Source organism: Streptomyces varsoviensis, from assembly GCF_000718635.1.
Taxonomy (GTDB): Bacteria; Actinomycetota; Actinomycetes; order Streptomycetales; family Streptomycetaceae; genus Streptomyces; species Streptomyces varsoviensis.
The window spans coordinates 222,720-243,314 of sequence record NZ_JOBF01000003.1 but is presented as its reverse complement, the minus strand read 5'-3'; the positions used below and the strand labels follow the sequence as shown (position 1 = coordinate 243,314).

General features: G+C 72.0%; 22 protein-coding genes and 1 other RNA gene. 16 read left to right on the top strand and 7 right to left on the bottom strand.

Going from position 1 to position 20,595, the window contains the following annotated elements; all coding sequences use genetic code 11:
• Positions 1–73: 73 nt before the first annotated feature.
• Both IF55_RS05565 and IF55_RS05560 read right to left on the bottom strand, forming a co-directional pair.
• Complete coding sequence (locus tag IF55_RS05565) at positions 74–724, bottom strand: response regulator transcription factor (RefSeq protein WP_211269945.1); 651 nt, start codon at positions 722–724, stop codon at positions 74–76.
• On the bottom strand, positions 721–2,010 hold the full coding sequence (locus IF55_RS05560) for a histidine kinase (protein ID WP_063763883.1): 1,290 nt from the start codon (positions 2,008–2,010) through the stop codon (positions 721–723). Before IF55_RS05560 ends, IF55_RS05565 begins: the two co-directional genes overlap by 4 nt.
• Positions 2,011–2,542: 532 nt before the next feature.
• On the opposite strand from IF55_RS05560, the gene IF55_RS05555 reads away from it, so the two are divergent.
• The 3 genes from IF55_RS05555 (at position 2,543) to IF55_RS05545 (ending at position 5,542) form a co-directional block, all read left to right on the top strand.
• Entirely contained in the window at positions 2,543–3,397 is an 855-nt protein-coding gene (locus IF55_RS05555) for a MaoC/PaaZ C-terminal domain-containing protein (RefSeq protein WP_030876131.1), read from the top strand.
• Positions 3,398–3,488: 91 nt separating this feature from the next.
• Positions 3,489–4,565, top strand: a complete 1,077-nt coding sequence (locus tag IF55_RS05550; RefSeq protein WP_030876128.1) for a Zn-dependent alcohol dehydrogenase — start codon at positions 3,489–3,491, stop codon at positions 4,563–4,565.
• Positions 4,566–4,603: 38 nt separating this feature from the next.
• Entirely contained in the window at positions 4,604–5,542 is a 939-nt protein-coding gene (locus IF55_RS05545) for a 3-oxoacyl-ACP reductase (protein WP_030876125.1), read from the top strand.
• Between the two features lie 120 nt (positions 5,543–5,662).
• Here the strand turns inward: IF55_RS05545 and IF55_RS39680 are convergent, their stop codons facing one another.
• Together IF55_RS39680 and IF55_RS05540 are read right to left on the bottom strand one after the other, a co-directional pair.
• Positions 5,663–5,839 (bottom strand): hypothetical protein, encoded by a 177-nt coding sequence (locus IF55_RS39680; protein WP_169767187.1) that lies wholly within the window; start codon positions 5,837–5,839, stop codon positions 5,663–5,665.
• A gap of 316 nt (positions 5,840–6,155) precedes the next feature.
• Positions 6,156–7,580, bottom strand: a complete 1,425-nt coding sequence (locus IF55_RS05540) for a hypothetical protein (protein WP_037962790.1) — start codon at positions 7,578–7,580, stop codon at positions 6,156–6,158.
• A 291-nt stretch (positions 7,581–7,871) separates the two neighbouring features.
• Between IF55_RS05540 and IF55_RS05535 the strand changes: the two genes are divergently transcribed.
• From IF55_RS05535 to IF55_RS05515, 4 genes are all read left to right on the top strand, one after another.
• Positions 7,872–8,912, top strand: a complete 1,041-nt coding sequence (locus IF55_RS05535; protein ID WP_030876121.1) for an ABC transporter substrate-binding protein — start codon at positions 7,872–7,874, stop codon at positions 8,910–8,912.
• Between the two features lie 144 nt (positions 8,913–9,056).
• A complete protein-coding gene (locus IF55_RS05530) occupies positions 9,057–9,896 on the top strand; it encodes a Nif3-like dinuclear metal center hexameric protein (protein WP_030876118.1) in 840 nt (279 codons plus the stop codon).
• A gap of 13 nt (positions 9,897–9,909) precedes the next feature.
• Positions 9,910–10,653, top strand: a complete 744-nt coding sequence (locus tag IF55_RS05520) for a CT398-like coiled coil hairpin domain-containing protein (protein WP_030876113.1) — start codon at positions 9,910–9,912, stop codon at positions 10,651–10,653.
• Positions 10,654–11,805 (top strand): bifunctional RNase H/acid phosphatase, encoded by a 1,152-nt coding sequence (locus IF55_RS05515; protein ID WP_030876112.1) that lies wholly within the window; start codon positions 10,654–10,656, stop codon positions 11,803–11,805.
• Between the two features lie 452 nt (positions 11,806–12,257).
• Here IF55_RS05515 and rnpB read toward each other — a convergent pair.
• An RNA gene (rnpB, locus tag IF55_RS35945) (RNase P RNA component class A) lies at positions 12,258–12,671 on the bottom strand.
• 78 nt (positions 12,672–12,749) lie between these two features.
• On the opposite strand from rnpB, the gene IF55_RS05510 reads away from it, so the two are divergent.
• Both IF55_RS05510 and IF55_RS05505 read left to right on the top strand, forming a co-directional pair.
• On the top strand, positions 12,750–13,589 hold the full coding sequence (locus IF55_RS05510; RefSeq protein ID WP_048831576.1) for a MerR family transcriptional regulator: 840 nt from the start codon (positions 12,750–12,752) through the stop codon (positions 13,587–13,589).
• Entirely contained in the window at positions 13,586–14,194 is a 609-nt protein-coding gene (locus tag IF55_RS05505) for a hypothetical protein (protein WP_037962788.1), read from the top strand. The genes IF55_RS05510 and IF55_RS05505 overlap by 4 nt, the downstream gene beginning before the upstream one ends.
• 13 nt (positions 14,195–14,207) lie before the next feature.
• On the opposite strand, the gene IF55_RS05500 is transcribed toward IF55_RS05505, so the two are convergent.
• Positions 14,208–15,668, bottom strand: a complete 1,461-nt coding sequence (locus IF55_RS05500; protein ID WP_030876106.1) for an RNB domain-containing ribonuclease — start codon at positions 15,666–15,668, stop codon at positions 14,208–14,210.
• 148 nt (positions 15,669–15,816) lie between these two features.
• On the opposite strand from IF55_RS05500, the gene yaaA reads away from it, so the two are divergent.
• The 7 genes from yaaA (at position 15,817) to IF55_RS05470 (ending at position 19,736) form a co-directional block, all read left to right on the top strand.
• Positions 15,817–16,614, top strand: coding sequence for a peroxide stress protein YaaA (gene yaaA / locus IF55_RS05495; RefSeq protein WP_030876105.1), 798 nt, complete (start codon positions 15,817–15,819; stop codon positions 16,612–16,614).
• A gap of 69 nt (positions 16,615–16,683) precedes the next feature.
• The gene (locus tag IF55_RS05490) at positions 16,684–17,343 is read left to right on the top strand and encodes a bifunctional 4-hydroxy-2-oxoglutarate aldolase/2-dehydro-3-deoxy-phosphogluconate aldolase (protein ID WP_048831575.1); all 660 of its coding nucleotides are present in this window, start codon (positions 16,684–16,686) and stop codon (positions 17,341–17,343) included.
• Between the two features lie 164 nt (positions 17,344–17,507).
• Positions 17,508–17,822: a hypothetical protein gene (locus tag IF55_RS05485; RefSeq protein WP_342668271.1), complete on the top strand. Its 315-nt coding sequence runs from the start codon at positions 17,508–17,510 to the stop codon at positions 17,820–17,822.
• Positions 17,803–18,330 (top strand): DUF6879 family protein, encoded by a 528-nt coding sequence (locus tag IF55_RS36775; RefSeq protein WP_078643684.1) that lies wholly within the window; start codon positions 17,803–17,805, stop codon positions 18,328–18,330. The genes IF55_RS05485 and IF55_RS36775 overlap by 20 nt, the downstream gene beginning before the upstream one ends.
• Before the next feature lie 35 nt (positions 18,331–18,365).
• Positions 18,366–19,208, top strand: coding sequence for a helix-turn-helix domain-containing protein (locus tag IF55_RS05480; protein ID WP_030876098.1), 843 nt, complete (start codon positions 18,366–18,368; stop codon positions 19,206–19,208).
• 88 nt (positions 19,209–19,296) lie between these two features.
• Entirely contained in the window at positions 19,297–19,542 is a 246-nt protein-coding gene (locus IF55_RS05475; RefSeq protein ID WP_157854266.1) for a hypothetical protein, read from the top strand.
• A gap of 5 nt (positions 19,543–19,547) precedes the next feature.
• A complete protein-coding gene (locus IF55_RS05470) occupies positions 19,548–19,736 on the top strand; it encodes a hypothetical protein (RefSeq protein ID WP_030876097.1) in 189 nt (62 codons plus the stop codon).
• Positions 19,737–19,934: 198 nt separating this feature from the next.
• On the opposite strand, the gene IF55_RS05465 is transcribed toward IF55_RS05470, so the two are convergent.
• Positions 19,935–20,264, bottom strand: a complete 330-nt coding sequence (locus tag IF55_RS05465; RefSeq protein ID WP_030876095.1) for a hypothetical protein — start codon at positions 20,262–20,264, stop codon at positions 19,935–19,937.
• Positions 20,265–20,595: the final 331 nt, after the last annotated feature.

The window sequence follows — 20,595 nt, the reverse complement described above, 5'->3', positions numbered from 1 at the left end:
TCGTCACTTTGTGCTGTCGGCTGCCCGGGGGCCCCACGGGGTCCGGCGCCCCTTGGCGCCGCTTGGTGCCCCGCTACAGCCAGCCGTTCTGGCGGGCCGTGCGCACTGCCTCCATCCGGTTGCGGGTCCCGGTCTTCCCGATCGCCGCGGAGAGGTAATTGCGCACCGTCGCGGGGGACAGATGCACCCGCCCCGCGATATCGGCGACGGTCGCCCCGTCCACCGCCGCGGCCAGCACGTCCCGCTCGCGCTGCGTGAGCGGGTTCGGCCCCGCGCTCAGCGCCGCCGCGGCCAGCGCCGGGTCGATGACCCGCTCGCCCGCCAGCACCCGCCGGATCGCCGCCGCCAGCTCCTCCACCGGCCCGTCCTTCACCAGGAACCCGCTGGCCCCCGCCTCCATCGCCCGCCGCAGATACCCCGGACGGCCGAACGTCGTCAGGATCAGCACCCGGCACTCCGGCAGCGCCCCGCGCAGCTCCGCGGCGGCGTCCAGCCCGCTGCGCCCCGGCAGCTCGATGTCGAGCAGCGCGACATCGGGCCGTACGTCCTTGGCCGTCGGCAGGATCTCGTCCCCGTTGGAGACCTGCGCGACGACCTCCATGTCGTCCTCCAGCCCGAGCAGCAGCGCGAGCGCGCCCCGCATCATCCCCTGGTCTTCCGCGAGCAACACCTTTGTCACTTCGGCCACTTCGGTCCCCTCGGTCACTCCGGTCGTCTCGCTCATGCGGTCCGGGCCTCCTTGTTCGTCTCCCCGGCCATTTTCGCCGTCGTGCCCGTGGTGCCCGTCGTGCCCCTCGTGCCCGCCGCGCCCGGCAGGCCGTCGGCCGCCGTCCCGTCCGCCGCCGCCCCTCCCGCGGTCCCGCCGGTCGTCCCGTCCGCCTCTCCGGTCGCGTCCACCGGCAGTTCGGCCACCAGGCGGAAGCCGCGCCGCCCGGCGGACCCGGTGGTCAGGGAGCCGCCGGCGGCGGCCAGCCGTTCGGTGAGGCCCTTGAGGCCGTTGCCGCCCACCGCGTCGGGAGCGGCGGGCGCGGCGGCCGGCCCCCGGCCGTCGTCGGTGATCTCCAGATGGACCCGATCGGGCTCGCCGCGGACCTCCACCGTGCAGGTGGTCGCGCCACTGTGCCGTACGACGTTGGTGACGCCCTCGCGCACCACCCAGCCCAGCAGCGCCTCGGTCTGCGGCGGCAGCGGCGGCCCGGACTGGGCGATGCGGGCGTCGACGCCGGAGGAGTCCAGGAGGGAGCGGGCGCGGTCGAGCTCCGTGGTCAGGCTGCCCTCGCGGTAGCCGGAGACGGCCTCACGGATCTCGGTGAGCGCCTGCCGGCCGACGGCCTCGATGTCGGCGGCCTGACCGAGGGCGGCGTCCAGGTCGCGGGGCGCGAGGCGGCGTACGGCCTCGGCCTTGACGACGATCACGGACATGGTGTGGCCGAGCAGGTCGTGCAGGTCGCGGGAGAACCGGAGCCGCTCCTGCTCGACCGCGCCGCGTGCCAGCTCCTCGCGGGTGTCGCGGAGCTTGGCCACGGTCTCGAAGAGGGTGAGGACCATGGCGACGACGACGCCGGAGAGCAGGGTGCCGTACCCCATGAGCGCCGCGTCGCCGCCGTCGCCGAACATTCCGGTGATGAACCCGGCGGAGCCGGAGAAGATGATCATCGTGAGGGCGAGGGCCCGCTCCGTGCCGCGGAGTGTGATGCCCGCGCTGATCGACAGCAGGAGGAAGCACCGGGTCCATTCGGACCCGTAGCCGATGGAGAGGGCGTAGGCGGCCGCGGTCTCGACGATGAGCAGGGCTCGGGCCAGGTGCGAGTGGCGGCGCTCGTCGAAGCCGAGGGCGATGGTGCCGGCGTAGCAGGCGGCGAACACGAGCAGTCCCGCGGCGGCGAGCCAGGGCAGCGGCGGCTTCCCCTTCGCGACGTCGATGGCGTTCCCGCTGATGATGAAGAGCCATGGCAGGAAGGCCCATTTGGTCGGCGCCTTGTTCGGGACGTTGGCCAGCGGATCACTCATGTCCATGACTTTACGCAGACGGCCATGAGCTGGGCAGATACGGATGTCCGGGGGTGACTGTGACATTTGTACCGGTGGCCGGGGCGGGGTCGGCCGAGCCGGGTAACTGATGGGGCGTCAGCAACACTCTTCACAGCGGCCGGGCGATCGGCTATACATGGGCCACCGGCTAGAACGCGTTCTAGAACGGCGCGGGCGGCCGGCCGCAACGGCTCCGGCGCGATCGACGGTGCGGACGGCCGCGCCGGAGCTGCCCGGCGCCCGCCGCCTGCCGCGGGCCACCGACCACCACCACCGCCGCCGACCCCCGCACCGACCAGGCACCGCCAGACTCCGCGAACCACCGCCGTCCGCGAACCACCGCCGTCCGCGCGCCACCGCCGTCGCCCCATTGCCCTCCGCGCACCACTGTCGTCAGCGAACCACCGCCGTCCGCGATCCGTCTCTGTCGCACCACCGCCCTCCGCGATCCGTCTCCGTCGCACCACCGCCGTCCGCGAACCACCCGCCCGTGGCGAAGGAGCAGTACCCCATGCCCATCGATGCCGCGAAGGCCATCTCGGCCGAGCCCCGCAGTACCGATCTCACCTGGGACCAGAAGGACGTCCAGCTCTACCACCTCGGCATCGGCGCGGGCCGCCCCGCCACCGACCCCGACGAACTCCGCTACGTCCTGGAGAGCAAGCTGCACGTGCTCCCCAGCTTCGCGACCGTCGCGGGCGCCGGTCTGGCCGTCGTCGGCGGCCTCTCCGCCCCCGGCATCGATGTCGACCTCGCCGCCGTCCTGCACGGCAGCCAGCGGATCGACCTGCACCGGCCCATCCCCGTCAAGGGCACGGCCACCCACACCTCCTCCGTCCCGGCCGTCTACGACAAGGGCAAGGCCGCGGTCATCGTGCTGCGCTCCGAGGTCGCCGACGCCGACGGGCCGCTGTGGACCTCCGACACCCAGATCTTCGTCCGGGGCGAGGGCGGCTTCGGCGGCGAGCGCGGCCCCTCCAGCCGCCTCGAAGCCCCCGGCCGCGCCCCCGATCTCACCGTCGAGCGCGCCATCCGCGAGGACCAGGCCCTCCTCTACCGCCTCTCCGGCGACTGGAACCCGCTCCACGCCGACCCCGAGTTCGCCAAGCTCGCCGGGTTCGACCGGCCGATCCTGCACGGGCTCTGCACCTACGGCATCGCCCTCAAGGCCGTCGTGGACACCGCGCTCGGCGGCGATGTCACGCGCGTGCGCTCGTACTCCGCGCGCTTCACCGGGGTCGTCTTCCCCGGCGAGACCCTGCGCATCGGCATGTGGCGGGAAGCGGGCCGGGTCCAGGTGTCGGTCACCGCCGCCGAACGGGACGACGCGCCGGTCCTCGGCGACACCGTCGTCGAATACGCGTAACGCGTGCCGCCGGGTACGCGCGTATGTCCGTACGTCCAGCAACCGCCCGCACTTGTACGCCCTTATACGCCCCTATGTAAGGAGCCGCACCATGCGCGCAGCCGTGCAGCAGGAGATCGGTCAGGACAAACTGGAAGTATTCGACGACGTCGAGACCGTGGGGTTCGGCCCCGGCAAGGTCAAGATCCGGATCAAGGCCACCGGGCTGTGCCACTCCGACGTCTCCGCGATGAGCGGCGTGCTCCCGCAGCCCGCCCCCTTCGTCCCCGGCCACGAGGGCGCGGGCGAGATCATCGACGTCGGCGACGGCGTCACCGGGCTCTCCCAGGGCGACCGCGTCCTCGTCTGCTGGCTGCCCGCCTGCGGCACGTGCCCGTCCTGCAAGCGCGGCCAGAGCCAGCTCTGCCTCACCGGCTTCATGAACGCGGGCACCCCCAACTTCAAGCGCCCCGGCGGCGACGTCTTCGGCTTCGCCGGCACCGGCACCTTCACCGAGGAGGTCGTGGTCGGGGCCGGCTGCGCCGTGCCGATCCCCGACGACGTGCCGTACGAGATAGCGGCGCTCATCGGCTGCGGCGTGACCACCGGCCTCGGGGCCGTCTTCAACACCGCGAAGGTCGAGGCCGCCTCGTCCGTCGCCGTCATCGGCTGCGGCGGCGTCGGCCTCTCCGTCATCCAGGGCGCGCGGGCCAACGGCGCCGCGCAGATCGTCGCCGTCGACCCGGTCGCCTCCCGGCGCGAGGCCGCGCTGCGGTTCGGCGCGACCGAGGCGGTGGCGCCCGACGGGCTGGCCGACGCCAAGGCCCGGGTCACCGGCGGCGAGGGCTTCGACTACGTCTTCGAGGTCGTCGGCAAGTCCGCCACCGCCCGCACCGCGTACGAGAACACCCGGCGCGGCGGCACCCTGTGCGTGGTCGGCGCGGGCGCCATGGACGACAACTTCCAGGTCAACATGTTCGAGCTGTTCTTCGACGAGAAGAAGATCCTGCCCTCCCTGTACGGCGGGGGCGACGTGCTGCGGTCCTACGAACGGTCCATCGCGCTGTGGCGCGCGGGCCGCATCGACCTCGAAGGGCTGATCACCCACCGGGTGCGGCTCACCGAGATCAACGACGCGCTCGACCAGATGCGCACGGGCGAGGCGCTGCGCACCTGCATCGAACTGTGAACGCGCGCCAGGACCACAACGACGGAGGTAGGACGCATATGTCACTGCACGGCAGGACGGCCATCGTCACCGGCGCCGGCCGCGGCCTCGGCCGCGCCGAAGCGCTCGAACTGGCGCGGCTGGGCGCCAACGTCGTCGTCAACGACCTCGGGCGGGCCGGCCGCGACGGCTCCGGCGAGGCGTCGGCGGCCCCCGCCGAGGAGGTCGTCGCGGAGATCCGCGCCGCGGGCGGCCAGGCCACGGCCCACCTCGGCGACGTGGCCGACTACGAGGACGCGCGGGGCCTCGTCCAACTGGCCGTCGACACGTACGGGCAGCTCGACATCCTCGTCAACAACGCGGGCATCCTGCGCGACCGGATGGTCTTCTCGATGAGCGAGGAGGAGTGGGACACCGTCATCCGCGTCCACCTCAAGGGCCACTTCAACACCGTGCACTTCGCGTCCGTCCACTGGCGCGAGCGGTCCAAGGCCGCGGGCGGGCCCGTATACGGGCGGATCGTCAACACCTCCTCCGAGGCGTTCCTCGCGGGCTCGGCCGGGCAGCCCAACTACGCCGCGGCCAAGGGCGGCATCGTCGGCCTCACCACGTCGACCGCCGCCGCCCTCGGCAAGTACGGCGTCACCGCCAACGTGATCTGCCCGCGCGCCCGCACCCGGATGACCGAGGACGTCTTCGCCGGGTTCGAGGTGCCGGCGGAGGGCGACCTCGACCGGCTCGCCCCCGAGCACGTCTCGCCGCTCGTCGGCTACCTCGCCTCGCCGTCGGCCGCGCACGTCAACGGCCAGTGCTTCGTCGTGCACGGCGGCATGGTCGCGGTCCTGGAACGCCCCAAGGTCGCGGCCAAGTTCGACACCGGCAAGGACCGCTTCAGCGTGGCGGAGCTGGACGAGCTGCTCACCCCGTACTACGAGGGGCGCCCGCCGAACGAGACCTTCGCCGCCGTGGAGGTGCTGGGGCTCAAGCACGGCGGCTGAGGCGGTCGCGTGTGGCCGGGTACGCCCGTACGCGACCGGGCGGTGACGCGGCAGTGGCCGCCGCGGGGCGGGGCCCCTCGGCGGCCACTGGCCGGTGCTGCGGAAGCGTTCGCCGCCGCTTCAGGACTGCTCGGCGGCGGCGTCCTCCGGACGGCGGTGCTTGCCATGGACAGGGGCCGGGGCATCCTCCGGCAGGGCGGGACCGCGGTGCTTGCCGGCGCCGGAGCCGGCGGCTGCGGCCTGGGCGGACGCCTCGCGGGGGCGCGCCTCGGTCGTGTCGATACGGGCTTCGGGCATGTGGGACGTCACTCCGTTGAATCTCGCTGCGTGCTTGCGCGTCGGGGGCCGTCGCAGTCGCGTACGGCGCAAACCAGACGTCAACACGCCTTCCACGAACGGCCGTTCGGAAACCTTATGCGGTCCCGCTCGGCAATGCTGCGTGGCCCCCGCGCCAGTTTACTGAACCCCGCCAAGTGACGGGCCGGCTGGGACCCCTCGGAGCTGGGGAAGGGCCGGGCGCCACCCTTCGCGCCTGTGCACTGGCACATGCGGCGAACGGCCGCGAGAGCGCGCCGCCCTGCCCCGGAGCGCCCTGCCGCGGAGCGCCCCGGCCTCAGCGCGCCTGCGCCAGCGGCGCCTGTTGCAGTGGCACCGGTCGGGGGGCCGGGGCCTCCGGCGGCAGCGGTTCGCTCGCGTCGACGCGCACCTCGACCTCGACCTCGGGCGCGGCCCCCGTGACCGCCGGGGCCCCGGCCTCGTGGCGGGGGGCTTGCTCCGGGGGCAGCTCCCGCGCCCTCGCGGCCGGCACCGGCACCGGGACGGGGACTGGGGAGGGGGCCGGGGCTGGGACGGGGGCCGGTGCGTCGCGGCGCGGCTCCGGACCCGGCCCCGCCTCCGGCAGCAGCAGCCGCGCCACCCCGCACGGCACCTGCGGCGTCGCGTACGGCAGCAGCAGCCGGCCGTCCGGCGTCCACAGGCCCGCACCGGTCAGCCACCCCGCCGGCGCCGGGAACTGCTGCAACCGCCGCCCCGACGGCCGCCAGACGCCGATCCACGAACCGACCGGCCCGCCCCCGCTTCCCGGACCGCCTCCCCCGTACGCCCCACCCCCGCCGTACGCGCCGCCCGCGGCCGGTCCACCGCCGTACGCGCCGCCCCCGCCATTCGTCGCGCCCCCTCCGTACGGGCCGGTGCTCGTCCCGTCGATACGGAACGCCACCGCGCACGTCTCCGGCATCAGGGACTGACCGGGCTGCACCGCGAAGGGGGCGGCGCTGGCACCGGGCAGGCGCAGGCACTCCGGGAAGCGCACCGGGAGCGCGGAGCCCAGGACGCCCCAGCCCAGCCGGGGCTCGCCGGGGGCGTCGGACCGTACGAGCAGCAGGCCGCTGTCCGGGTCGGCGAAGAGCAGCCGGTCGTCGCTCTCCCGCGTGATCTGGAGCAGCGGGCTCGTCTCGCCGCCCCGCTCCAGATCGACGACGACCGCCTTCGTGCGGCCCTCCAGCTCCTGGTCGAGGGCGAGCAGCCGGCCCGTACGGTCCAGCCAGCCGCCGCCCGTACAGCGGCCGGGAACCTCGGCGACGTGCTCGGGGCCGAAGGCGCCGCCGTGCACCAGCCACACGTCCGTACCGCGCGGGCCGGGGGCGAGCGCGTACACGGACGTGCCGTCGGGGGCGGGCGGCAGCAGCGTCAGCCGCTCGCACTCGACGGCGCCGAGCGGCACCTCGCCGGTGCCGGGCCCGGTCGGGTAGAGGAGCGCGAGCGTGTACCGCTCGGCGACGCGGCGGCGGATCAGCACCCGGCCGTCGGTCAGCGGCAGTACCTCGCTGTCCGGCTCCTCGGGCTGGCTGCCGGGCAGCGGCACGGCGTACGGCTCGGGTCCCGTCAGCGTCCACCGCTCCGGGAACCAGCCGCCCGCCGTGCCCGCCGGACCGCCGAGCGTGAGGCGGGCCGCGTACGAGCCGTCCGCGGCGATCGTCAGCCCCGGGCGCCCCGGTGAGCCGCTGGATGTGGCGGTCTCTAGAACACAGGCCGTCATCAGTGAAGTCACCTCCGTCACCGAAGGTAGTTTTCGCACTTCCTGGCGAAGGACACGAGTTGAAGCGATTCACGCATAAGGGTGTCTCCCGACCGATTTGCCGGAGAAATAGGGGGTGGCTGTGCTGCCCTGTGAGGTCGCGTTTAAGGTAAGGCGTGCCTAAGTAGGCGCGGTGGGCCCCGGACCCCGGCCCCGGACCGTACAGCCGCCGATTCGGAACGGCCCGGCTCGGAGCCACCGGCCCGGAACACAGCCATCCATCCATATCCGTCATCCGTACAGGAGCACGTCATGCCCATACGCCGCCGCGGCGCCGCCGCCGTCGCCCTCTCCGCGGTCGCCGCGCTCTCGCTCGCGGCCTGCGGCTCCTCCGACGACGGCAAGGGCGGCAAGGACGGCGGCAACGGCTCGAAGGCCGTCGCCCAGGGCGGCAAGGACTTCGGCAAGGCCGCCGAGCAGACGGCGAAGATGGGCACGGACGCGAAGCCCGGCCAGTTCCCGCGGACCATCAAGCACGCGCTCGGCTCGACGGATCTGAAGACCGCGCCCAAGCGCGTCGTCGTCCTCGATGTCGGCGAACTGGACAACGTGGTCTCGCTCGGCGTGCGGCCGGTCGGCTACGCGCCCTCCGAGGGCAGCCAGGGCATCCCCGACTACCTCAAGAAGAACGCCGGCGACCCCAAGAACATCGGCACCATCAACAACCTCAACCTTGAGGCCATCAACGCGCTCCACCCCGACCTGATCCTCGGCAGCAAGCTGCGCGCGGAGAAGAACTACAAGGACCTCTCGAAGATCGCCCCCACCGTCTTCTCCATCCGCCCCGGCTTCACGTGGAAGGAGAACTACCTCCTCAACGCCGCGGCCCTGGACAAGACCGCCGACGCGAAGAAGAACCTGGCCGCCTACGAGGCCAAGGCCAAGAAGCTTGGCGAGGACGTCGGGTCCAATGGCGCGAAGAAGCCGACGATCAGCATGCTGCGCTACATGCCGCAGTTCACGCGGCTCTACGCGCAGCAGTCGTTCATCGGCACCATCCTCAAGGACGCCGGCCTGCCCCGCCCCGCGAACCAGCAGGTCAACGACCTCGCCGTGGAGATCAGCCCGGAGAACATCAACAAGGCCGACGCCGACTGGATCTTCACCGGCGTCTACGGCGACCCCAAGTCCACCAAGCAGGACGCGGCCCAGGGCAACCCCCTGTGGAAGAACCTCAAGGCCGTCAAGGACGGGCACGCGAAGACCGTCAAGGACGAGACCTGGTTCCTGGGCCTCGGCGTCACCGCCGCCGACTCCGTCCTCGACGACCTCCGCGGCTACCTGGTCAAGTAGGACCGCCCGATCCGCTCCGGCGCCCGATCCGCTCCGGCGCCCGATCCGCACCGGCACTCGATCCGCATCGGCGCACGATCCGCTCCGGCAGCGGGGCCCGCACGGCCGGGCATACGGGCGCGGGTGAGAGGTAACCTTCCACCCGTGCCCGCACTGTCTGAAGTCCTCGCCGCCCTCGACGCCCTGTGGCCCCCGGAGCGGGCCGAGCAGTGGGACGCCGTCGGCACGGTCTGCGGCGACCCCGACGCCCCCGTGAGCCGCGTGCTCTTCGCCGTCGACCCCGTACAGGAAGTCGTCGACGAGGCCGTGAAGCTCGGCGCCAACCTGCTGGTCACCCACCACCCGCTCTATCTGCGCGGTACGACGACGGTGGCGGCGGACACGTTCAAGGGGCGCGTCGTGCACACGCTCATCAAGAACGACATCGCCCTGCACGTGGCCCACACCAACGCCGACCGCGCCGACCCCGGCGTCTCCGACGCCCTCGCCGGCGCCCTCGACCTGCGGGTCACCCGGCCGCTCGTGCCGGACCCGAGCGACCCCGCGGGCCGCCGCGGACTCGGCCGGATCTGCGAACTGGACCGGCCCGAGAGCGTGAGCGAGTTCGCCGCCCGCGCCGCCGCCCGGCTCCCCGGCACCGCCCAGGGCATCCGCGTCGCGGGCGACCCGGAGCGCGTCATCCGTACGGTCGCCGTCTGCGGCGGCTCCGGCGACTCCCTCTTCGACGAGGTACGGGCCGCCGGCGCCGACGCCTACGTCACCGCGGACCTGCGCCACCACCCGGCCTCCGAGGCCCAGCAGCACAGCCCGCTGGTCCTGGTCGACGCCGCCCACTGGGCCACCGAGTGGCCCTGGACCGAACAGGCCGCGGCCCAGCTCGACGAGGCCTCCGACCGCCACGGCTGGGACCTGCGCACCCACGTCTCCCGCACGGTCACCGACCCTTGGACCGCCCACGCGGCGTCCACCCCACCCACCGAATAACCAGGAGCTTCCACTGAACGCCGCGCCCGCCGACCAGATCCGCCTCCTCGACGTCCAGGCCCTCGACCTCCGCCTCTCGCAGCTCGCGCACAAGCGCAAGTCGCTGCCCGAGCACGCCGAGATCCAGGCCCTTGAGGGCGACCTCGCCCAGCACCGGGACCTCCTCGTCGCCGCGCAGACCGAGGAGAGCGACACCGACCGCGAGCAGACCAAGGCCGAGCAGGACGTGGACCAGGTGCGCCAGCGCGCCGCCCGCGACCAGCAGCGCCTCGACTCCGGCGCCATCACCTCGCCGAAGGACCTGGAGAACCTCCAGCGCGAGATCGTCTCCCTCGCCAAGCGCCAGGGCGACCTGGAGGACGTGGTCCTGGAGGTCATGGAGCGCCGCGAGTCCGCGCAGGAGCGGGTCGGCGAGCTGACGGCGCGCGTGGAGTCCGTACAGGCCAAGGTCGACGACGCCACCGCGCGCCGGGACGCCGCCTTCGAGGAGATCGACGGCGAGGTCGCCACCGTCACCAAGGAGCGCGAGGTCGTCGCCGCCTCCGTCCCCGCCGACCTGCTGAAGCTCTACGACAAGCTGCGCGCCCAGCAGGGCGGCGTCGGCGCGGCCAAGCTCTTCCAGCGCCGCTGCGAGGGCTGCCGCCTGGAGCTCAACATCACCGAGCTGAACGACGTACGGGCCGCCGCCCCCGACGAGGTCGTACGGTGCGAGAACTGCCGCCGCATCCTCGTCCGCACCGCCGACTCGGGGCTGTAAGTGGCGCATCGCCTCATCGTCGAGGCCGACGGCGGGTCCCGGGGCAACCCGGGGCCCGCGGGCTACGGCGCCGTGGTCCTCGACCCGGCCACGGGCGAAGCGCTCGCCGAGACCGCCGAGTACATCGGCGTGGCCACCAACAACGTCGCCGAGTACCAGGGCCTCATCGCCGGGCTCCGGGCCGCCAAGGCCCTCGACCCGGAGGCCACCGTCGTCGTCCGCATGGACTCCAAGCTCGTCGTCGAGCAGATGTCCGGCCGCTGGCAGATCAAACACCCCGGCATGCGACCGCTCGCCGCCGAGGCCAGGGCGGTCTTCCCGCCGTCGCGGGTCACCTACGAGTGGATCCCCCGCGAGCAGAACAAGCACGCGGACCGGCTCGCCAACGAGGCCATGGATGCCGGCAAGGCCGGGCGGCGGTGGAGCGCGGATCGTTCCTCGGCGGCGTTGGGCTCCGCTGCCGAGCCCCTCGCTCCCCTTGACGAGGACGGCGCCGAGCCCACGGCCGTACCCGCCGACCTCGGGTCGCCCACCACGTTCGTACTCCTCCGGCACGGCGAGACCGCCCTCACCCCGCAGAAGCGCTTCTCCGGCAGCGGCGGCGCCGACCCCGAACTCTCCGCCGCGGGCCACCGGCAGGCCGCGGCCACCGCCGCCGCGCTCGCCGCGCGCGGCAGCGTGCAGGCCGTCGTCAGCTCGCCCCTGCGGCGCTGCCGGCAGACCGCCGAGACGATCGCCGCCCGGCTCGGCCTCGACGTCCGCGTCGACGACGGGCTCCGCGAGACCGACTTCGGGGCCTGGGAGGGGCTGACCTTCGCCGAGGTGCGCGAGCGGCACCGGGCGGACCTTGACGCGTGGCTCGCCTCCGCCGATGCCGATGCCGCTCCCACGGGGGGTGGCGAGAGTTTCGCCGCCGTCGCTCGTCGCGTCGCGCTCGCGCGCGACGAACTCATCGCCCGGTACGCGGGGGGTACGGTCCTGCTGGTCACGCACGTCACGCCGGCCAAGACGCTGGTCCGGCTCGCGCTGGGCGCGCCGCCGGAGTCGATGTTCCGGATGGAGCTGGCGGCGGCTTCGTTGTCGGCGGTGGCTTATTACGGGGACGGAAACGCGTCGGTGCGGCTCCTGAACGACACCAGTCACCTGCGGTGAGCTTGGGCCCCTTCACCTGGGGTGGGCGTTTCACCTGGGGTGGGCGTTTCACCTGCGGTGGGCTTCACCTGCGGTGGGCTTTTCGGCCGGTGGTGCGGTGCTCACCTGCGGTGGGCTTAGCCCGGTGGTGCGGTGCGCGTGCGCGTTTCACCTGCGGTGGGCTCAGCCCCGTGGTGCGGTGCGGGTGCGTCGTGGTTCGGGGGCGGGCCGCGCCGGGGGCATCGCCGGGCTGCTTCGCTTTACGCCCGGCGATGCCCCCGGCGCGGCCCGCCCCCTCCCGTTGGCGCACGGCCGGCCCCTCACGGTTGTGGCTCGGGCCCGCCCCCGGCCTTCCGTTGGCGGGTGGGCTCGAACAGGCCCCATCACCCCGAAAGGGCAACACTGGGTGGACGCCAGAAAAGCCCTCTGACCTGCCGTTTAGCAGTTCAGAGGGCCTTACCCTAGATGACCGGCGGACGAGTCGGCCTGTACGCCGGGTTCTGTCTCCCGGGGACCTCGCGGCCCTCGGGGAGGCGGCCATCCATCTAGGTCTGCCGTTGCCGACAGACTCATGCGGTCTACCCGCGGACTCGGGCCGGCTGCCCTCGAACGTCCGCGCAGGGCCACCGTCTCCGAAGAGATGACGGCCCCTCTTGACCTTGCTCCGGGTGGGGTTTACCTAGCCCTCCGAGTCGCCTCGGAGGCTGGTGGTCTCTTACACCACCGTTTCACCCTTACCGGAAGCCTCGCGGCCCCCGGCGGTCTGTTTTCTGTGGCACTGTCCCGCGGGTCACCCCGGGTGGCCGTTAGCCACCACCCTGCCGTGTGGAGCCCGGACGTTCCTCGGGAGGGTCCGAAGACCCCCACGCGGCCGCCCGGCCGGCTCGTCCGCCGTGCCGACCATGGTACCTGGCCCGCACCGCGGCGCTTGACCTTGCCGCGACGTCAACGTTTCTACTGGTGCCATGAGAATCGGAGAGCTCGCCGCCCTGGCGGCCGTCAGCCCCCGGACCGTACGCCACTACCACCACCTCGGACTGCTCCCGGAGCCGCCGCGGCTCGCGAACGGCTACCGGGCGTACGGGCTGCGGGACGCCGTGGCGCTGACGCGCGTACGCCGCCTGACCGATCTGGGGCTGAGCCTGGACGAGGTACGGGACGTGCTCGCCGACGATTCAGGGCGGGAGCTGCGCGAGGTGCTGGGCGAGCTGGACGCCGACCTGGCCCGCCAGGAGGCCGCGGTCCGCGAGCGGCGGGCCCGGGTGGCGGCCCTGCTGCGCCAGGCCGACGAGGGCACGCTGACCGCCGAAGGGCCGGTCTCCGCCGAACTCGCCGCGCTCTACGCCGAGATGGCGCGCGTCGGCGCCGCGCGCCCCGGCCCCGAACCCGCCGCGGCCGCCAAGGAACGGGAGCTGCTGGCCCTCCTGGAGACCGCCGCCGCGCCCGAGGACCGCGAACGGCTCATGGCGCTGCTGCGCTCCTCGGCCGCCGAACCGGGGGCCATGGAGCGCGCGTACGAGGTGTACGCGCTCCTCGACGCCCTCGCGGACGCCGACCCCGACGACCCCCGCGTCGACGAAGCCGCCGGACTGCTCGCCGACTGCCTGCCGCCCGGCGTGGCGGCGGAGCTCGCCGCCGATCACGAGGTGAGCGAGCAAGCACAGGGCGGCTTCGTGAACGTGCTCTTCTCCGACTTCGCCCCCGCCCAGGCCGCCGCCGTCCGCGGCGCGATGCGGCTCCTCACCGACCGCGCCCGCTCCGACCGCGCCCGATCCGGGGGCGCCCGATCCGGGGACGCCCGATGAGCGCCCCGCGAAAGCTCCGCCTGCTGGCCGCGCACGAAGGGCGCGTCGCCGTCAGCATCGCCCTGTGGGCGGCGCGGCGGCGCGACGGGACACGGGGCGGCGACGAAGGGTTCGGCTACGCCCGTGCGCAGGCGTCGATGCTGTACTCCCTCGTCTTCGTCAGCGTCGTGGAGACGGTCGGCATGTCCGTACTGCTCTCCGGCCATCCCGTGGCGCACCTGATCACGCTGGTCATCGACGTGTACGCCGTGCTGTTCGTGTTCGGCCTGCACGCCGCCGCCGTCACCCGCCCGCACACCGTCGGCCCCGCCGGGCTGCGCGTCCGGGCCACCGCCCGGCTCGATCTGCGGATCGCGCCCGAGCTGATCGCCTCCGTACGCCGCGATATCCGCTTCCCCGCCGCCAAGGCCCCCGACGACGTGCTGGAACTGCCCGTCGCCGGGCAGACCTCCGTCACCGTGGAGCTGACCGAGCCGGTCGGCTACCGCACGGTCCTCGGCGCGCGGCGGTACGCCCGTACGATCCGCTGCCACGCCGACGACCCGGCCGCGCTGGTCACGGCCGTACGGGCGCTGCTCCCGGCGGCGGCGCAGGAACCGGCCTGACCAGCACGGCGGACTACACCGGCGCGAACCGCACCTTCCGCCGCCCCGGTTCCGCCTCCGTCAGCCGTACCCGCAGCCGGTGCCCGAGCGGGAGCGGGGGCGCGTCCGGGGCGCCGTCGACGCGGCCGATGACGGCCGGTTCGTAGAGGTGCACGGTGCCGGAGGAGGGCCGCTTCGGCTGTACGTCCACCACGTACGCGTCGAAGATCTCGCCGACCCGGCCGCGCAGCGACGCCGCCTCCACGAGGTCCACGCTCTCGCGTTCGGCCTGGTTGGCGCGGCGGGCGCCGCCGTCCATCTCCCCCGGCAGCGCGTCGAGCGCCTCGCGCGCCCAGTCGGGCGGCTCGGCTCCCTCGGCCCCGGCCAGGCACACCTCGCCCGCGTAGCGGTCGACGAGGCGGCGCAGCGGGGCGGTGCAGTGCGTGTACGGCGCGGCGACGGCGGCGTGCACGGCCTCGGCGGGCAGCGGGGCCTCGCCGTCGAAGGCGGTGTAGCCCGCGCCGCGCAGCAGGGCGGTGCACTCCTGGAGGAAGGCGGCATGGTTGGCGCGGCGCGCGTCGAGGGAGCGGATGACCTGCGCGTACGGCATGTCCTCGGGCCAGTCGACGCCGAGCGCGCGGGCGATGTGGCGCAGCCGGGCGGCGGCGCTCTCGGGGGCGGCGGGGAGGGTGCGCAGGATGCCGGTGCCGGTGCGCAGCATGAGGTCGGCGGCGGCCATGCCGGTCATCAGGGAGATCTGGGCGTTCCAGCCTTCGGCGGGCAGCGGGGCGCGGTATTCGAGGGCGTACCCCCCGCCGCGCGCGCCCTGCTCGACGATCTCCTGCTCGGGGACGTGCAGGGAGATGCCGCCCCGGTCGCGTTCGAGCTCCTCGCGGAGCAGGCCGATCTCGCGGAGGAGGGCGAGCGGTTCCTCAGCCGTACGGGAGTCGACGGCGCGCTGTACGGCCGCGTAGTCGAGCTTGGCGCGGCTGCGGACGAGGGCGCGGCGCACGTCGGTCCGTACGACCTGGCCGGACGGGTCGAGGTCGAGCCGCCACAGGAGCGCGGGCCGGTCCTGGTCGGGCAGCAGGCTGGCGGCGGCCTCGCCGAGCACGGCGGGGTGCAGGGGCACGCGCTCGTCGGGGAAGTAGAGGGTCATGACGCGGCGGTGGGCCTCGGCGTCGAGGGCGCCGCCGGGGGTGACGAACGCGGCGACATCGGCGATGGCGTAGTGCACGCGGTAGCCGCCGCCGTTCCGGCGGGCCAGGAACATGGCCTGATCGAGGTCCATCGAGCCGGGCGGGTCGACGGTGAACAGCGGCAGATCCCTGGCGTCGTGCTCGGGCAGGCGGGGGCTCTTGGCGGCCCGCTCGGCCTCGTCGAGCACGGCCGGCTCGAACGCCTCCGGCAGCTCCATCTTCGCGCGCAACTCGCGCAGCGCGGCCCGCAGCGGGGCGCCGTCCGTCTCGGTCACATGCATATGGCGGCGGGGCATGGCACCGAGCGTAGGACGGGGTGCGGCGCGCGGCACGGTGACTGTCGCGTACGGGCGCGGGGCCGGCGTGTGCGGTGAGGCGGACCGGACAGGATTTAAGCTGCCTCGGGGCCGCCCCGTCCCGTACCACCGCTTGAAGGAGATCGTCGTGCTCGTGCTGCTGCCGCCGTCGGAGGGGAAGGCCGCCGGAGGTTCCGGGGCCCCGCTGGACCTGGCGGCGCTGTCGCTCCCGGAGCTGACCGCGGCCCGCGAGGCCGTCCTCGACGAACTGGTGGAACTGTGCGCGGGCGACGAGGAGAAGGCCGCGCGAGTGCTCGGCCTGAGCGCCGGGCTGCGCGGCGAGATCGCCAAGAACGCGGCCCTGCGCGAGGCCGGGACGCGCCCGGCCGGTGAGATCTACACGGGCGTCCTGTACGACGCGCTGGACCTGGCGACCCTGGACACCGCGGCCCGGCGGCGCGCCGAACGCTCGCTGCTCGTCTTCTCCGGGCTGTGGGGCGCGGTACGGATCGGCGACCGCATCCCCTCCTACCGCTGCTCGATGGGGGTCAAGCTGCCGGGAACGGGCGCGCTCGGCGCGTACTGGCGCGCCCCGATGGCCGACGTCCTCCCGGCGGCGGCCGGGGACGGCCTGGTACTGGACCTGCGCTCGGCGGCGTACGCGGCGGCCTGGAAACCGAAGGGCGAGGTCGCGGAGCGTACGGCGACGGTGCGGGTGCTCCAGTCGAAGATGGTGGACGGGGTGGAGAAGCGCTCCGTGGTCAGCCACTTCAACAAGGCGACGAAGGGGCGGCTGGTACGCGATCTCCTGGTGAACGGCGCGGCGCCGGGCGACCCGGAGGAACTGGTGGGGGCGGTGCGCGAGCTGGGCTACACGGTGGAGGCGGAGGCCCCGGTGAAGGCGGGCCGCGGCTGGACGCTGGACGTGATCGTGACGGAGCTATAGGCGCCGCCACATCATTACCGTTGCATTATCTGCAACACTCGTTGCGGTAGATGCCATCCGGGCGGCAGGATGGCAATCGTGACCAGTGCTGCCGCCACCCCTGAGCCCCCCGCCCCCACCTCCGTACTCGACCTGGCCCCTGTCATCCCCGTGGTCGTCCTCGACGACGCGGCCGACGCCGTGCCACTGGCGCGTGCCCTCGTCGCGGGCGGCCTGCCCGCGATCGAGGTGACCCTGCGCACGGAGGCCGCGCTCGACGCGATACGCGCGATAGCGGCCGAGGTGCCGGAGGCCGTGGTGGGCGCGGGTACCGTCCTGAACCCCGCCCACGTGGACGCCGCCGTGGCCGCCGGCGCCCGCTTCCTGGTGAGCCCCGGGTGGACGCCGCGCCTGCTGGCATCGATGAAGTCCTCCGGCGTCCCCTTCCTCCCAGGCGTCTCGACCACGTCGGAGGTGGTGACGCTGCTGGACCAGGACGTCACCGAGATGAAGTTCTTCCCCGCCGAAGCAGCAGGCGGCACCCCGTACCTCAAGTCCCTCGCCTCCCCCCTCCCCCAGGCCCGCTTCTGCCCCACAGGCGGCATCACCCTCACCTCCGCCCCCGCCTACCTAGCCCTCCCCAACGTCGCCTGCGTAGGCGGCACCTGGATGCTCCCGTCGGAAGCGCTCCGCGCGAAGGACTGGACCCGGGTGGAAAATCTGGCCCGCGAGGCCAAGACGCTGCGCTGAGCAAGCCGGGAACCAACCAGCAGCCTCGATGAGGGTTCTCGGGTGGTCACTCGGAGGCCGCCGCCCCCCTCACCTCCAGCTATGAACGCCCATGCGTCCGCAGGGGCGGCCATGCCTGGGCCGTGGGGGTCCTTGGAGTCACGAACGGAGACCACACCAGTGCCTTGGGCGCGCCCTTGACGCCAGGCCTCGGCGGCGCGATGGTCGCGCAACAGGCTGCAACGCGCTCGACACCGGAGGTCGGCATGGCGCTACGGTTCATCGGAATCGACCCTGACACGGACCAGGGCAACTGTCCTGCCGTCTGGATCGATGACGAGAAGAAGGAAGTTCTGTTCCAGGGGTGGAAGCCGGACGAGGGCACCAAGGCGCTCTGCGCGACGGCCAGCCCGCTGCCCGAAACGGAGGGCATCGTCAGGGTTCCGTACCGCATGATCGAACTCATCAGGAAGGCGTGCGATGAAGCCGAGGGTTCCTAGCTTCGAAGACCTGCTGAACGCTGCCGAGCGTTCAGCGGTACACCTGGAACTGCGTGATGTCTACGAGGCCGATACGGAATCCGAGGAGTACCAGCACTGGAGGAGGACCGGCAGTCGACGCGATGACGAAGCCGCCGCAGCGTACTGGAAGCCGTGGGTGGATCTCGTCTCAGGACTGGGGGCACGCGGGGTAAAGGTTCGCCGGGCCCGGATCGTCTCAGAACCCGTAACGGAATACATCCGGTATGAACATGCCGGTACTCCGTGGATTATCAGGGCGGGAGAACAAGTGCGGTGGCTCCCGCGAAGCCAAGCGAGTGACCTCGCGCTTCCCGGCAACGACTTCTGGCTGATCGACGGAAAGGCCGTGCGGTTCAACCTCTTTTCCGGAGACGGGAAGATTGTCGATCCGCAGTACACGGAAGATCCAAAGGTCGCTGCGCTCTGCGCCGATGCCTTTGAAGCCGTTTGGGGACGAGCCATTCCCCACGACGAGTACCAGGTATAGCGAGGGCGGGTCACATCGCGCAACGGTTCGCTGACATGTCCTCTCCATCCTCCAGCGTTCAGGAGGCCCGCAAGGTCATCGCTCGACGTCTGCGAGATATTCGCCTGGACGCCGAGCTGAATGGCCGTGAACTCGCTAAGCGCTGCGACTGGCACCCTGCCAAGGCGTCACGGATCGAGAACGCCAAGACCCGTCCATCTGAAAAAGACATCCGTGATTGGTGTAACGCCTGCGGTGCAGATAGCCAGGCGGCCGACATCATCACTGCCGCGCGTGAGGCGGAGTCGCTGTACCGGGAGTGGCGGCTGCTGCACCGGGCTGGGTTGAGGCAGGGGCAAGTGCACACCCCGCTCTACAAGCGGACACGCCATATGAAGGTGTACTGCTCGAACGTCATTCCCGGACTGGTACAGACGCAGGGGTACGCAGAACGGCTTCTTGAGAAGATCGCGGCTTTCCGTGATGTCCCGAATGATTCGGCGTCTGCTGCGGAAGCTCGGCTTGAACGGTCGCGGGTACTGCACGATGGGCGCAAGCGCTTCGCTCTGCTGATTGAAGAAGATGTCCTCTACTACAAATACGGTGACGCGGAGACCATGGCCGGGCAACACGGTCACCTGCTGGAAATCATGTCTCTTCCCAACGTCTCCCTTGGGATCATTCCGCGAACCGCGACGCGAGAAATGTGGACCCTGGAAGGGTTCCTGATCTTCGATGACTCACGAGTCCAGGTCGAAACGCTTTCGGCGAACCTCAACGTCAAGATCCCCCATGAGGTTTCCTTGTACCTGCGCGCGTTCGAGCAACTGTCCACCATGGCTGTCCATGGAGCCAAGGCCAGGGAATTGATCTTGAGAGCCATGGACTCTCAAGGGTGATCATCTGCAATTTTGTGCAATCTCCTGGCGGCCAAGATGCCGCCCTTCCTAGCGTTGTCGCCGTCAGGACAACGCAAGGGGTCTACTCATGACCAACCCAATGACGTACCCCGCCAAGGCTATTGAGCTGCCGCTGAGACTCGACCTTCCCGCGTCGCCTCAACGTTCGACAGTGTTCGACAGGAAGGAACACGCGAAGATGGGTAAGAAGAACGAGGACGACTGGGACCCGCAGGCCGGCCAGGATCAGGTGACCGACCCCGACACCCGCGTCTCTCAGAACGGGGACGTCCACAGCAGTTTGGCTGATGACGAGGACCGTGAAGGGAAGTAACACCCGTGATCTACGGCGAGAACCTGGCGAAAGACCTGCGGCGTGACCATGGGTTCATCCACGTCGGGCGCACCAGGGACGGGAAAGCCGTGGTCATGCGCAAGGGCGACAAGTGGACCGTGGTCCCTCTTCGATGGCTCACCGAAGAGGCCGTGGACACCATCAAGGCCCAGGCCGGAGTCAGTCTCGTCTGAGCCTCCCCATAGCAAAGCAAGAACGCCCCGGCCATCTGGCCGGGGCGTTCTTGGGTTGGTTAGAGGAGTGCCCGGGACGGGTTGGCGTCGTCACCACCCGCGGCTTCGCCGCGGAAGAGGGGCCTGACCTGCGCTGGAGTCCCTCAACGCCGTGGTGCCCGTCGGTGTCAGACTTGCCGGGCGCGGCGACCGCGCCAGTCAGCCCGCAGGCGCGAAGCCCTGGGACTGGTCGAGCAGGAAGGGCGAGCCGGGCTCGTCGGATGCCCAGCCTTTGGCGCGCGCCGTGCGGATCGTGGCGGCCACCTCCGCGGGCAGCACGGGCCTGGCAGGGATCTCGAACCAGTTGCTCGGGTGCGGTTGGTCGGTGGTGACCACCAAGGTGGTGCCCGATGCCCCGGCCTGCTCGACGGCGTAGGTCAGCGGACTCCAGACCAGCCCCTGGTCGTAAGTCGGCCGCCCTCGGACTCTCCATCGATAGGTGACGCCGTCGACGGTGATGCGGCGTGACCCCTTCTTGACCAGTGCCATGGCCCCTCATTTCTTCCCGATGGACAGTAACCGACGGTTCCTGCTGTGTCGTGTGGATTCCCGCTGGTCAAGACCGGCCTCCCCGTCTCTGCCCGTACCGGCTGCGGGGCGATGCGGTGGGGAGGCGTTCGCGGGCGGCTCGGCTGTCCAAGGCGGGTAATCAACCAGTTGGACGACGGAGCCGTCCGGGGTGGGCGGACGGTTGGACAGCGTTGTTGGGGCGTGGTGTGCGGTGCGATCCTGAACGTTCGGTCCGGGGGCGGGGAAGGGCGCCCACCGACTGATGTCGTACGGGGGATTTCCATGGCTGGACAGGCCGCGGCGCGCCCGA

What these genes read in the sequence shown, in the direction of transcription:
- IF55_RS05480 (WP_030876098.1), top strand. Translation starts at nt 18,366, where the DNA reads ATGTCCTCTCCATCCTCCAGCGTTCAGGAGGCCCGCAAGGTCATCGCT.
- IF55_RS05555 (WP_030876131.1), top strand. Translation starts at nt 2,543, where the DNA reads ATGCCCATCGATGCCGCGAAGGCCATCTCGGCCGAGCCCCGCAGTACC.
- IF55_RS05465 (WP_030876095.1), bottom strand. Translation starts at nt 20,264, where the DNA reads ATGGCACTGGTCAAGAAGGGGTCACGCCGCATCACCGTCGACGGCGTC.
- IF55_RS05490 (WP_048831575.1), top strand. Translation starts at nt 16,684, where the DNA reads ATGGCAATCGTGACCAGTGCTGCCGCCACCCCTGAGCCCCCCGCCCCC.
- IF55_RS05535 (WP_030876121.1), top strand. Translation starts at nt 7,872, where the DNA reads ATGCCCATACGCCGCCGCGGCGCCGCCGCCGTCGCCCTCTCCGCGGTC.
- IF55_RS36775 (WP_078643684.1), top strand. Translation starts at nt 17,803, where the DNA reads ATGAAGCCGAGGGTTCCTAGCTTCGAAGACCTGCTGAACGCTGCCGAG.
- IF55_RS05510 (WP_048831576.1), top strand. Translation starts at nt 12,750, where the DNA reads ATGAGAATCGGAGAGCTCGCCGCCCTGGCGGCCGTCAGCCCCCGGACC.
- IF55_RS05540 (WP_037962790.1), bottom strand. Translation starts at nt 7,580, where the DNA reads ATGACGGCCTGTGTTCTAGAGACCGCCACATCCAGCGGCTCACCGGGG.
- IF55_RS05565 (WP_211269945.1), bottom strand. Translation starts at nt 724, where the DNA reads ATGAGCGAGACGACCGGAGTGACCGAGGGGACCGAAGTGGCCGAAGTG.
- IF55_RS05545 (WP_030876125.1), top strand. Translation starts at nt 4,604, where the DNA reads ATGTCACTGCACGGCAGGACGGCCATCGTCACCGGCGCCGGCCGCGGC.
- IF55_RS05550 (WP_030876128.1), top strand. Translation starts at nt 3,489, where the DNA reads ATGCGCGCAGCCGTGCAGCAGGAGATCGGTCAGGACAAACTGGAAGTA.
- IF55_RS39680 (WP_169767187.1), bottom strand. Translation starts at nt 5,839, where the DNA reads ATGCCCGAAGCCCGTATCGACACGACCGAGGCGCGCCCCCGCGAGGCG.
- IF55_RS05475 (WP_157854266.1), top strand. Translation starts at nt 19,297, where the DNA reads ATGACCAACCCAATGACGTACCCCGCCAAGGCTATTGAGCTGCCGCTG.
- IF55_RS05505 (WP_037962788.1), top strand. Translation starts at nt 13,586, where the DNA reads ATGAGCGCCCCGCGAAAGCTCCGCCTGCTGGCCGCGCACGAAGGGCGC.
- IF55_RS05500 (WP_030876106.1), bottom strand. Translation starts at nt 15,668, where the DNA reads ATGCCCCGCCGCCATATGCATGTGACCGAGACGGACGGCGCCCCGCTG.
- IF55_RS05560 (WP_063763883.1), bottom strand. Translation starts at nt 2,010, where the DNA reads ATGAGTGATCCGCTGGCCAACGTCCCGAACAAGGCGCCGACCAAATGG.